Below are 11949 nucleotides of genomic sequence, written 5' to 3' on the forward strand. Positions count from 1 at the left end.
GAGCCACGTAGATGTTCTGCAGCAGCGCTGATCTTGTGGGAGCTTGCTCGCGAAGGCGGATTAGCAGATCAACAGATTTTCAGCGACTGCACCGGCCTTTTCATGAGCAAGCTCACTCCCACAGGTCCGGCGTGTTTTCAAGCCCTGTGGGTCACTCCCGCAGGTCGGTGGTGTTTTCGAGCCACGTAAATGTTCTGCAGCAGCGCTGATCTTGTGGGAGCGAGCTTGCTCGCGAAGGCGTAGTCACGGATATATAGATTTTCAGCGACTGCCCCGGCCTCTTCGTGAGCAAGCTCACTCCCACAGGGCCGGGGTGTTTCAAGCCATGTTGATCACTCCCGCAGGTCGGTGGTGTTTTCGAGCCACGTAGATGTTCTGCAGCAGCGCTGATCTTGTGGGAGCGAGCTTGCTCGCGAAGGGGGAGTCACGGATATATAGATTTTCAGCGACTGCCCCGGCCTCTTCGTGAGCAAGCTCACTCCCACAGGGGCGGGGTGTTTTCAGAATTTTCATGAGGACTGACGGCTCATTGACTCCAGCCCCAAGGCCTCCAGCACCTCATCCACGCCCCAGAACGGCCGGTCGACGTCAGGCAACTGCGGGCGTTTGAGGATCAGGACGGGCAGGCCGCGTTCGCGGGCGACATCCAGTTTGGGTTCGGTGGAGCTGCTGCCGCTGTTTTTGCTGATCAGTACGTCGATGCGGCGCTGTTCGAACAACTGGCGTTCGTCTTCCAGCATGAAGGGGCCGCGTGCGCCGATCACTTCGCAGCGTTCGTTGCCGGGGTAGTCGTCCAGTGCCCGGAGTGTCCAGAACTGGTGCGGGGGGATTTCGTTCAGGTGCTGCAAGGGCTCACGACCCAGCGTGAACAGCGGGCGCTTGAAGGGGAGCAAGGCAGAGGCCAGTTCTGACCAGTCAGCCACTTCACGCCAGTCATCCCCCGGACCTGCCTGCCACGCGGTGCGGCGCAAGGCCCAGCAGGGAATGCCCGCCAGCCTGGCCGCACGCGCTGCGTTGTGGCTGATCTGCGCGGCGTAGGGATGGGTTGCGTCCAGCAGCAGGTCGACGCCCTGTTCGCCCATGTACTGCGCCATGCCCTCGGCGCCGCCATAACCGCCGACCTTCAATTGGCAGGCCAGATCCGACGGCACCCGGCCCACGCCCGCCAGGCTGTAGATGTGCTCAGGCCCGAGCCTTCGCGCAATGGCCAGCGCCTCGGTAATGCCGCCCAGCAGCAGGATACGTTTCATGTCGCTTCTCTCTGTGAGTCAACGCCAGCCTGACCCACCAGCCCGCCTTGACGATCAATTGCGAAAACCTCCACCTGAACGCTCGCAGGCACGATGCTGCGCGCGAAATTCAGCGCGTGGCGACACACTTCGTCACCCAGTGGCACACCCGCCGCAGCACTCATCGCCAGCGCTTGCTGACTGGTGTTGGCTGCAAGGATCTGCTGTTGCAGACCTGCATCCGCGCCGACATCCGCAGCCCAGTGCGCCAGCTGTGGCAGGTCGATGCTGGAATGGCGGCTGTGCAGGTCCATATGGCCGGCGGCCAGCTTGCTGATCTTGCCGAAGCCGCCGCACACGCTCAACTTATCCACAGACACCTTGCGCAAGTGCTTGAGCACGGCACCGACGAAGTCGCCCATCTCGATCAGGGCGATATCGGGGATTTTGTACACGCGGCGCATGGTGTCTTCGCTGGCATTGCCGGTGCAGGCGGCGATATGCCGATAGCCGTTGGTGGTAGCAACATCGATACCTTGGTGGATCGAGGCGATATAAGCCGCGCAGGAGAACGGCCGGACAATCCCGCTGGTGCCGAGAATCGACAGTCCGCCGAGAATGCCCAGGCGCGGGTTCATGGTCTTGAGCGCCAGCGCCTCGCCGCCCTCGACGCCGATCGTTACTTCGAATCCGCCGCTGTAGCCTTGTTCTTCGGCCAACTGCAGCAAATGCTCGGTCATCATGCGCCGGGGTACCGGGTTGATGGCCGGCTCACCCACTGCCAGCACTAGCCCGGGGCGGGTCACGGTGCCGACACCTGCGCCCGCCACGAAGCGTACGCCCGCTGCCGCTTGCAGCCTGACGCGGGCAAACACCAGCGCGCCGTGGGTGACATCCGGATCGTCGCCGGCATCCTTGAGGGTGGCGGCTTCCGCGAAGTTATCCACAAGCCGGCAGAACTCCAGACGCATCTGCACCTGCTTACCCTTGGGCAGGACGATGTCCACCGCATCGCTGACTTGCCCGCAGAGCAACAACCGCGCCGCCGCGAGGCTGGTCGCGGTCGCACAGCTGCCAGTGGTCAGGCCACTGCGTAGTGGCGCAGGCTGTTCGGCGGTTTCTTCGCGCATCAGGGTTTGACTACGTCCAGCAGGGTGATCGGCAACGCCTGACGCCACGTGTCGAATTCGCCAAGGGGCTGCGCGTGGGCGACGTGGATACGGGTCAGTTCGCCGCCATGCCGTTCGCGCCAGGCCATCAAGGCCGTTTCGCTTTGCAGGGTGACCGCATTGGCGACCAGTCGGCCACCCGGACGCAGTTGTTCCCAGCAGGTTTCCAGCACGCCGATACGCGTCACGCCACCGCCGATGAAAATCGCATCCGGGCGCTCCAGACCGCTCAATGCCTGAGGCGCACTGCCCCGCACCAGTTGCAGGCCGGGCACGCCGAGTGCGTCGCGGTTGAATTCGATCAGTTGCTGGCGGCCTTCGTCGGCTTCGATGGCCATCGCCCGACAGGTCGGGTGCGCGCGCATCCATTCGATGCCGATGGAGCCGCAGCCCGCGCCGACATCCCACAACAGTTCGCCCGGCAGCGGTGCAAGGCGGGCGAGGGTGATGGCGCGTACGTCGCGCTTGGTGAGCTGGCCGTCATGTTCGAAGGCGCTGTCCGGCAGACCTGAAACGGGGCTCAGACGGATGGCGCTGGCATCGGCGCGACAATCGATGGCAACCAGGTTCAGCGCGGCGATCTCGGGGTTGCCCCACTCGCTGGCCAGCCCTTCGACGCGCCGTTCGGCTTCGCCACCCAGATGCTCCAGGACGGTCATGCGGCTTGGACCAAAGCCGCGCTCGCGCAACAAACCGGCAATCACGGCGGGGCTGCTGCCGTCGTTGCTCAACACCAGCAGACGCATGCCATGGTGGAAGTGCGCGTTCAGCGCGGCCACCGGCCGGGCAACCACCGACAGGGTGACGACGTCCTGCAGGGGCCAGCCGAGGCGGGCGGCGGCCAGAGAATAAGAGGAGGGCGCAGGCAGAATACGCATTTCGTCAATGCTGACCACGCGTGCAAGACTGGCGCCGACGCCGAACATCATCGGGTCGCCACTGGCCAGCACGCAGATCTCGGCACCGCGCTGCTCGAGCACAGGGTTCAACGAGAAAGGGCTGGGCCACGCACGTCGCTCGGCGCGAATGCACGGCGGCAGCAACGCCAGTTGGCGCGGGCCGCCGAACACCTGATCAGCATGCAGCAGCGCGTGTCTGGCGTTCTTGCCGAGCCCCTTGTAACCGTCTTCTCCGATTCCCACGACTGTCAGCCACGGCGACATGTACCTACCTCAATCCGAACTTCCGACAGAGCGCCTTTTCATGCCTGCGGACAAAGCAGGCATAATACCGCGCCCGACGGGGTACAAGTGCTCTAATCAACGTCCGTTTCCAGCCAGTTCACATCGGGTGACCCATTGAACGAGCAGCAGTCCGCTCGCACATCCTCTGCAACGCTACGCCCCTCGGCCTGTCCGGGGTTGCTGCGTATCGTCCCGGCACTGGACGGCGGGATCTGCCGGATCAAGCTGGCGGGCGGGGTGATCAGCAGTGCGCAGGCTATGGCCGTTGCCGAGGCCGCGCGCACGTACGCACAGGGGGTTATCGAAGCCACCAACCGCGCCAACCTGCAGATTCGCGGCATTGGTGCCGATCATGACGGGTTGATCGGTGCCTTGATGGCGGCAGGGCTCGGCCCCGCCAACCCGGCCAGCGACGATGTGCGTAACCTGATGCTCAGCCCGACGGCCGGGCTGGACCCGCAGATGCTCTTCGATGCCCGGCCGCTGGCAGCGCAGATTCTCGACGCGCTGGAACATCACCCGCGTTTTCATGAGCTGTCACCCAAGTTCGCCTTGTCGCTGGATGCTGGTGAAGCGTTGGTCATGCTCGAACACCCGCACGACGTGTGGCTGTCGGCGCTGAAACGCGACGACGAAGTGCTGCTGGCGTTCGGCCTGGCCGGCTGCCCGGCCCATGACCGACCGCTGGCCGCTGTCCCTCTAGCCGAAGGGAAGATGCTGGTTGTCGCACTGCTGGAGCTGTTTCTCGACCTGGCCCGTCCCGAGCACACCCGGATGCGGCACCTGCTGACCGAGGTATCGACCGCCGATCTGCTGCGTGAGCTGTCGACCCGGTCCGCCTGCACAGTGCGGACCGATAAGGCGATCACCGATTGGCAGCGTCCGGCCATTCAAGGCACTCGGCATATCGGTGTTTATCCACAGGCCCAGCCGAATCAGGTGGCGGTGGGCGCTGCAGTACCGTTGGGGCGTCTCGATGCGGCGATGCTTTGCAGCGTGGCGCAACTGGCTGCGGATCAGGGCGACGGCACGCTGCGCCTGACGCCCTGGCAAAGCCTGTTGCTGCCCAACGTGCCGGTCGAGCGCGCGGCAGCGGTGCTGGACGAGTTGCAGGCATCCGGCTTCGCAGGTTCTGCCGAGCAACCGCTGGCGCAGATGCTCGCCTGTACCGGTTCTGCCGGATGCGCCAAGGGGCTGGCCGACACCAAGGCCGACGCCCTGCAACTGGCTGCGGCACTTGATACCGGCCAGGCTATTCACTTGAGCGGCTGCACGCGTTCCTGCGCCGCCGCCCACGTAGCGCCAGTGACCTTGCTGGCTGTCGCGCCGGGCCGTTACGATCTTTATTTTCGCGATGCAGCGCATGCCGGTTTCGGCGTGCTGCGCGCGCGCAACCTTACTATTGAAGCAGTCGGCGCGCAGTTGAACGCCGGCTCACGGAGCAACATGCATGATTGATTACATCCGCGATGGTCAGGAGATATATCGCAACTCTTTCTCGATCATTCGCGCCGAAGCGCGTCTTGACACGATCCCTGCCGACCTGGAAAAACTCGCCGTGCGCGTGATCCATGCCTGCGGGATGGTCGAAGTCATCGAAGACCTGCGCTTCTCGCCGGGTGCCGGTACCGCCGGGCGCAACGCTCTGGCCGCCGGAGCGCCGATCCTGTGTGATGCGCGCATGGTCTCCGAAGGCATCACCCGCACCCGGCTGCCCGCCAATAACCCGATCATCTGCACCCTGCATGATGAAGGCGTGCGGGAAATGGCTCTGGAGTTGGGCAATACGCGTTCTGCGGTGGCGCTTGAGCTGTGGCGTCCGCACCTGGAAGGCAGCGTAGTGGTCATCGGCAACGCGCCGACCGCGCTGTTCTATCTGTTGGAAATGCTCGATGCCGGTGCGCCCAAACCTGCACTGATTCTCGGCTTTCCGGTCGGCTTTGTCGGCGCCGCCGAGTCCAAGGCGATGCTCGCCGCCGATAGCCGCGGCGTGCCGTTCGTGATCATGCAGGGCCGTCGTGGCGGCAGCGCCATGGCCGTGGCCGCTGTCAACGCACTGGCCACGGAGATCGAATGATGCAGGCACGCGGTCGATTGATTGGCCTGGGCGTCGGTCCTGGCGATCCGGAGCTGATCACCGTCAAGGCCCTGCGCCTGCTGCGCGAGTCGCCGGTGGTGGCGTATTTCGTGGCCAAGGGCAAAAAGGGCAACGCCTTCGGCATCATCGAAGCGCATCTGCAGGACGTTCAGACCCTGATGCCGCTGGTCTACCCGGTCACTACCGAGGCATTGCCGGCGACACTGTCCTACGAAAAGCTCATCAGCGACTTCTACGACGAATCCAGCCGGCACATCGCCGCACACCTGGACGCCGGACGCGACGTGGCGGTGATCTGCGAAGGCGATCCGTTTTTCTATGGCTCCTACATGTACCTGCACGATCGTCTGGCCGAGCACTACGACGCTGAAGTGATTCCGGGCGTGTGCTCGATGCTTGGCGGTGCTTCGGTGCTGGGCGCACCGCTGGTGTATCGCAATCAGAGCCTGTCGGTGCTGTCCGGTGTGCTGCCCCACGATGACCTGAAACGCAAGCTGGCCGATGCCGACGCGGCGGTGATCATGAAACTGGGGCGCAACTTCCACAAGGTCCGCGAAGTGCTGACCGAGCTGGGGATGGCCGGGCGTGCGCTGTATGTCGAGCGCGCCACGATGAGCAACCAGAAAATCGTCCCGCTGGATCAGGTCGACCCGATGTCTTCGCCGTATTTTTCGCTGATTATCGTCCCGGGCGACAGGTGGCAAGGCTGATGACCTCCATGACTCCGGCCATCGTCATTCTCGGCAATGGCAGCCTTGCTACCGCGCGGCGCATTCAACAGCTGTTTCCCGATGCGCTGATTCATGGCCTGGCCGAGCGCGTACAGGGGGCCGACCGCGCTTACAGCGACTTCGGCGCGACGTTGCGTCAGTTGTATCAACAGAACACGCCGATCATCGCTCTTTGCGCAGCCGGTATCGTTATCCGCACCCTGGCCGCCGTGCTGCTGGAGAAGGGCGCCGAACCGCCGGTGCTCGCCGTGGCCGAAGACGGCAGCGCGGTGGTGCCGCTGCTTGGCGGCCTTGGCGGGGTGAATGTCCTGGCGCGCAGCATCGCCAGCGGGCTTGGCGTTGCGCCGGCGATCACCACCAGCGGCGAGCTGCGTTTCGGCACCTGCCTGCTCAATCCGCCAAGCGGCTATGCGTTGGGCGATCTGGAGCTGGGCAAGCGTTTCGTTTCCGACCTGCTGTCCGGCGAACCCGTGCGCATCGAGGGTGAAGCCCCCTGGCTGGCTCAGACGCAACTGCCCGAAGATCCACAGGCGGCGCTGGCCATTCATGTCGGCAGTGCCCTGCGCGATCCTTCGCCCCATGAATTGCTGATCTACCCACGTAACGTGCTGGTGGCGGTGACTGAGCTCACCGACGAACTGGCTGAGCACGTGCGCTCGGCCCTGCGTGAGGCACGTATCGCCGGGCAGTCCTTGGCCTGTCTGTTGGCGGCCGAGGAGCAGATGGCCAATCCGCACCTGCACAAGGCTGCCGCCGAGCTGGACGTTGCGGTGCGATTCGTCAGCGCCGCTGCGGCCGGCGAGATGGCCATGAAGGCTGTGCCGCAGCTGTTGCCACCGCTCTGCGTCGATGCCCACACCGCGATTGCCGTCGCGGCGCAACCGCTGGAGGTGCAGAGCATCGGCCGCGGGCGTGGCCGCGTTGCAGTCATTGGTCTGGGTCCTGGCGCAGCAGACCTGATGGTGCCTGCGGTCAAGGCCGAACTGGCACGTGCCAATGATGTGCTGGGCTATGAAACCTACGTGCGCATGGCGGGGCCGTTTCGCGCTGATCAGGTACTGCACTGCACTGACAATCGTGAAGAAATGCAGCGCGCCCGGCATGCCTTTGAACTGGCTGCTCAAGGCCGTTCGGTGGTCGTGGTGTCGTCCGGTGATCCGGGGGTTTTCGCCATGGCTTCAGCGGTGCTTGAAGCGTTGCATGCGTCGGATAATCCTCACTGGCATGCGGTCGAGCTGGAAATTCTGCCCGGTGTCTCGGCCTCTCTGGCCACCGCCGCCCAGGCCGGTGCGCCGTTGGGGCATGATTTCTGTGTGCTGTCGCTGTCCGACAACCTCAAGCCCTGGGACATCATCGAAAAGCGTCTGGACCTTGCCTGCCAGGCCGATCTGGCGCTGGCGTTCTACAACCCGATATCCCGCTCCCGGCCCTGGCAACTGGGGCGTGCGCTGGAGATTGTCCGCCAGCATCGCATCCCTGAAACCCCCGTGACGCTGGGGCGCGATATCGGCCGTCCCGGGCAGACATTGAGGGTTATCACGCTGGGCGAATTGACCCCGGAACAGGTGGACATGCGCACCATGGTGTTGATCGGCTCTTCCCTGACGTGCACCTTTCCTCGCCACGAAGGCGGCAACTGGGTCTATACGCCGCGTTGGTACGGCAACAAGCCTACAGCGTGACCGCGCCCGCGTGTCATACCTGCAGCTCTCTATCGCGGGAAAGTGCTGAAGTGTCGATGTCACTTCAAGCCTGTGGGCCTGTGTATCGGCTCACAGGCCTGAGCGAATCGGCGCTCTCCAACCTGCGTCGGCCGTAGTCCGATTCCAGAAACCTCCCGGGAATGTTCGCTCACCTGCGGTATACCGGGAGGCAGGCGGCGGGTCGAATTTTGTTCTGCGTATCGAGCGCAACCGCCAGGTGCCTGGAAGCCATCAGAGGACAACCGGAAAGCGCCGAAAAAACGGCCTGAGTTATTTCGTTAGTCTCGATTCAGTCCATCAGGACTCATGAATTAAAGGACTAATGAAATGACACAGGAAAAAACCATGAACAGCACTGACAACCTCGATTACATCGCCGCCTGCGAGCTGGCTGAATGCCCTCCTTTGTTGGCCGCCTATGCGGCCGCAGCAACCCCCGGGTTACTTGAGGCACGTGACGTCACTGACGCAAGCTCCGGCAATGAAGGCGCGGTGGTCGCAGGCAGTCTGCTGGCATTTGCCAGCGGTATCTCGGCGCAGAGCAAGCAGGACGTCATGAATTCCTTTCTGTTCGCCACCCTCGTGGCCAACAAGGCGTTCAGCTCTGAAACCCAGGGCGATCAGTGGTATGACAAATTCAACGAAGTGCTCTCGAAGGTGGGCTGGCTTTCCACCCAGTGGAGCTATGCGCGCTATCGTGCTACCCAGCAGCGTTTCACCATGGACGAAGTCGGTCTGGAAATCCTCGGTTCGGCCATTACAGCTGCCGCGTTGCCCGGACCTGCATCGCTGCTGATGCTCAAGGTGGCTGCAGATGCCATCGCCGCGTTGAAAGCCAAAAAAGAACCCCTGCGCCTGTTCGAGAACCAGACCAAGTCACACCGTGGCGGCAGCTTCCGTATCGCCTCCTGTATCGAATCCGAGGACAACATTGTGAGTCTGGCTATGGCAGCAGTCAGTTTTCAGGCTGACAGCGACGTCACCAACGTGCTGTTCTGGGAGTGGCAGGACACCAGTGTCCAGACCTGGAAAGGCGAGGACAGCCTGTTGCTCAACACGGCTCTGTATGCGCGCCATCGCGACCTGATCCAGCAACGGCTGGATGATAACGCCAGTCGTGCGATCGCAGAGTTCGACATCTGATCGGAGTGTTTGCGGAGGCACGGACTGCCTCCGCTTCCGGGATAAAAGGAATTTTCCCATGAAGCAGGAATTGGATGCCGTAGTCGTCAATGCGGGTTGTTTGATGTTTTTCCCTGAGCCGCAGCCGGTCTCCCTGAAAAACGATGTGCTGGACTCGATGCTGTACGTGCAGTTGGCCGCATCGAAGCAACACTCAAAGTTTGCCGAACCCGAAAAATGGAATGAAACCCGTCTCGCCGCAGCGCAGCGTTTCGGCTGGTTGCCGAGTGCCAACGAACATGTCAGCCAGCCTTTGCCGGCAGAGTCTGCCGAAACGGTATGGAGTTGCATGGCGCGCGCGCTTGCACCCTTCGTGTCAGCCGACACTCTGCTGCAGGCAGAGTCGTTCATGCGCAGGGTGGGCAATCAGTCCGTCGGCAGCGAAGCGCTTGATCTGCTGCGCAGTCAGAGCGTACAGAGCGGTTTGAATCACGCAGGAAGATTGCAGGTCAGCGTGGTTCTGCAAATGGCGTTCGTCGACACCCGGCAGAACCTGAAGCTGGCGCAGTTTCAGTTCGCCACGCGTCAGCCGTTGCCATCCGGATTTCTTTTCGAGGTCATCGAGCCAAGGAATATCTACGGCAACATCGCTGTGACCGTCTATGCGATGCAACTGTTCGAACAGGTCTATTCACAGTTTCGCGATGGCATCGATACCGCGCTGTCGAGCAAACGCGCTGGTCTGATCATGTCGCTTGGGGGCAGTCCTGATGTCTGATCCGGATAACGCCCTGCTCACGGGTGCCAGCCTGGTGTCCTTTGCCCGCAACATCGAGCCTGATTTGCGCCAGGACATAATCGATTGTCTGCACCATGCCAAACTGGTCGCAGATGATCGCCATTCTTCCAGGGGAAACTGGCGTGCATGGCTGGATGTTTACCTGCGCTCGATTGCCGCCACGGGCGGTTCGCATGGCGCCGGGATCAACGATGCGCGTTTGAAGATTCACAGTTTCAGCGACATTGGCAGCTTGCAGCTTCCAGTGTTCGATAACGCTGGCGAGCTTCGCCAGCTATATCGCAGTTCGCTCGACAGGCTACTGAGCAGTGATCATGCGAAGACGTTTTTCAGTAGTTGGTTTACGTCAGGACGTTCTGAAAGCTTTCAACTCATACCGTGTTCAATGCACAGCGAAGACGAGGTGACGATCCTGTTGTGCAGCCTGCAGATGACGACCATTGCGTTGAGACCCGCGCTTTATTTTTGGCAGGTTCTTGGCGGAGAAATGCAGGTGCATGTCGTAGGTACTGCATTCCGCTTCAGTCGCCAGAGCTTCGAGCCTTTTCGCCAGGTTGTGCAGGACACCCTGGCTGATCGTGCCGCAGCCGAAATCATCAGTCTTTAGCAACCTGGACAAGCCCATGGAAGGGAGTAACGCAAATGAGTGCAGACACAGGCAATGCGGCCTATCTGGGCACTATCCCCAGTATGGTGGCGTTCCTGCCCGGGCTTGCGAGCGAGGAGCGCACGGATATTCAGAACGTGCTTCTGGACGCTCAGTTGTTCGCAGACAGGCAGTTTGATTTCAAGGCCCAATGGGGCAGCTGGATGCATTACTACCGCAGCCGCCTCAAGGCGCGCGGTATACAGCAAAAGGGTGTGGTCCTGGGTGACTCACTGGTGGTGAGCAGTGCCGACGATTTGTTGGACGCGACGTTCAAGGTCAGCCATCCTGCGGACCGCAAACGTCTTGGCGGCCTGGTGCAGCGCGCTGTCGCAGCGTTGGGAGTGAATCAGGCAGCAGAGTCGTACTTTCAAAACGGCTTCGATCAGGGACGTCTGGGCAGTTTTCAAGTCGTGCCCTGCGAAAAGTATGAACCTGATCGAGTCCTTCTGTTGTTGTGCAGTCTGCATCTCAGCGTGGACGAGTATGCGGCAGGTAGCCGACGGCTGCTGTTTCACTTCAAAGGTGGCAGTTACACGTTTGACACTAAGGCGTATGCAGCACACCGTGACGAGGTGATGGATTATCTGGACGGCAGGGCGCAGGGGCTGGTGCGCGCTGCAAGTATCTGAATCCGGTCAGGGCAGCAGGTAGCCCCGGATGCCGGTGAAGATGATTTGCGCGGCCAGCGCACAGACGAACAACCCCATCAAGCGGCTGACAATCTGCAAACCCTGATCGCCGAGGATTCGTTCGATACGGTTGGAGAGGTAAAGCACGACGCCTACGGTCAGGCTGGCCAGCGCAATACTCAGGATGGCGGTGAGTTTGTCGTCCCAGTGGGGCTGACTGACGCCCATGACCAGCAGCGCACCGATCGTGCCGGGGCCGACGGTAAGCGGGATGGTCAAAGGAACGATGGTCACATCCTGCTGGATATTGTCGGTCTGCACCGCCGACTTGCCCTGGGCCATGCCCAGTGCCGATATGAACAGCACGCTGCCGGCACCAATCCGGAACGCATCCACGGTGATGCCGAATACATCGAAAATCACGCGTCCGAACAGATAGAGCAATACGCTGGAAACCAGTGTCGCCAGTGCCACCTTCCAGGCCAGGCGTCGCTGTTCCTTGCGCGAGTGACCACGCGTGAGGCTGATGAAGCAGGAAAGAACGAAAAACGGGCTGTAAAGCACCAGCATTTTCAGATAGACGCTGAACAACACGTGAAGCATGGCTTCGACTCACAGCAGCAGGTGGATGGCATC

General features: G+C 61.9%; 12 protein-coding genes. 8 read left to right on the top strand and 4 right to left on the bottom strand.

The window, feature by feature from the left end; all coding sequences use genetic code 11:
- Positions 1 to 509: 509 nt before the first annotated feature.
- The 3 genes from KBY02_RS00705 to KBY02_RS00715 are packed head-to-tail and all read right to left on the bottom strand — an operon-like array spanning position 510 to position 3561.
- Complete coding sequence (locus KBY02_RS00705) at positions 510 to 1250, bottom strand: cobalt-precorrin-6A reductase (RefSeq protein ID WP_225649703.1); 741 nt, start codon at positions 1248 to 1250, stop codon at positions 510 to 512.
- Positions 1247 to 2359: a cobalt-precorrin-5B (C(1))-methyltransferase gene (locus KBY02_RS00710; RefSeq protein WP_057456752.1), complete on the bottom strand. Its 1113-nt coding sequence runs from the start codon at positions 2357 to 2359 to the stop codon at positions 1247 to 1249. Before KBY02_RS00710 ends, KBY02_RS00705 begins: the two co-directional genes overlap by 4 nt.
- Positions 2359 to 3561, bottom strand: coding sequence for a bifunctional cobalt-precorrin-7 (C(5))-methyltransferase/cobalt-precorrin-6B (C(15))-methyltransferase (locus KBY02_RS00715; protein WP_003399675.1), 1203 nt, complete (start codon positions 3559 to 3561; stop codon positions 2359 to 2361). The genes KBY02_RS00710 and KBY02_RS00715 overlap by 1 nt, the downstream gene beginning before the upstream one ends.
- Before the next feature lie 135 nt (positions 3562 to 3696).
- On the opposite strand from KBY02_RS00715, the gene cobG reads away from it, so the two are divergent.
- From cobG to KBY02_RS00755, 8 genes are all read left to right on the top strand, one after another.
- A complete protein-coding gene (cobG, locus tag KBY02_RS00720) occupies positions 3697 to 5040 on the top strand; it encodes a precorrin-3B synthase (RefSeq protein WP_011269016.1) in 1344 nt (447 codons plus the stop codon).
- Positions 5033 to 5659, top strand: a complete 627-nt coding sequence (locus KBY02_RS00725; protein ID WP_003368856.1) for a precorrin-8X methylmutase — start codon at positions 5033 to 5035, stop codon at positions 5657 to 5659. The genes cobG and KBY02_RS00725 overlap by 8 nt, the downstream gene beginning before the upstream one ends.
- Complete coding sequence (locus KBY02_RS00730; protein ID WP_003399679.1) at positions 5659 to 6390, top strand: precorrin-2 C(20)-methyltransferase; 732 nt, start codon at positions 5659 to 5661, stop codon at positions 6388 to 6390. The genes KBY02_RS00725 and KBY02_RS00730 overlap by 1 nt, the downstream gene beginning before the upstream one ends.
- Positions 6390 to 8093, top strand: coding sequence for a precorrin-3B C(17)-methyltransferase (gene cobJ, locus KBY02_RS00735; RefSeq protein WP_225649704.1), 1704 nt, complete (start codon positions 6390 to 6392; stop codon positions 8091 to 8093). Before KBY02_RS00730 ends, cobJ begins: the two co-directional genes overlap by 1 nt.
- Positions 8094 to 8441: 348 nt before the next feature.
- Positions 8442 to 9257 carry a hypothetical protein gene (locus tag KBY02_RS00740; protein WP_024639757.1) on the top strand — a complete coding sequence of 272 codons (816 nt, stop codon included), beginning with the start codon at positions 8442 to 8444 and terminating at the stop codon, positions 9255 to 9257.
- A 58-nt stretch (positions 9258 to 9315) separates the two neighbouring features.
- Complete coding sequence (locus tag KBY02_RS00745; protein WP_003399687.1) at positions 9316 to 10014, top strand: hypothetical protein; 699 nt, start codon at positions 9316 to 9318, stop codon at positions 10012 to 10014.
- Positions 10007 to 10642, top strand: coding sequence for a hypothetical protein (locus KBY02_RS00750; RefSeq protein ID WP_104723099.1), 636 nt, complete (start codon positions 10007 to 10009; stop codon positions 10640 to 10642). The genes KBY02_RS00745 and KBY02_RS00750 overlap by 8 nt, the downstream gene beginning before the upstream one ends.
- Before the next feature lie 35 nt (positions 10643 to 10677).
- Positions 10678 to 11313 carry a hypothetical protein gene (locus KBY02_RS00755; protein WP_103754483.1) on the top strand — a complete coding sequence of 212 codons (636 nt, stop codon included), beginning with the start codon at positions 10678 to 10680 and terminating at the stop codon, positions 11311 to 11313.
- Between the two features lie 6 nt (positions 11314 to 11319).
- Here the strand turns inward: KBY02_RS00755 and KBY02_RS00760 are convergent, their stop codons facing one another.
- On the bottom strand, positions 11320 to 11916 hold the full coding sequence (locus tag KBY02_RS00760; RefSeq protein WP_003313945.1) for a MarC family protein: 597 nt from the start codon (positions 11914 to 11916) through the stop codon (positions 11320 to 11322).
- Between the last annotated feature and the right edge of the window lie 33 nt (positions 11917 to 11949).

The sequence above is a fragment of the Pseudomonas sp. P129 genome, assembly GCF_020312195.1.
Lineage (GTDB): Bacteria > Pseudomonadota > Gammaproteobacteria > Pseudomonadales > Pseudomonadaceae > Aquipseudomonas > Aquipseudomonas fragariae.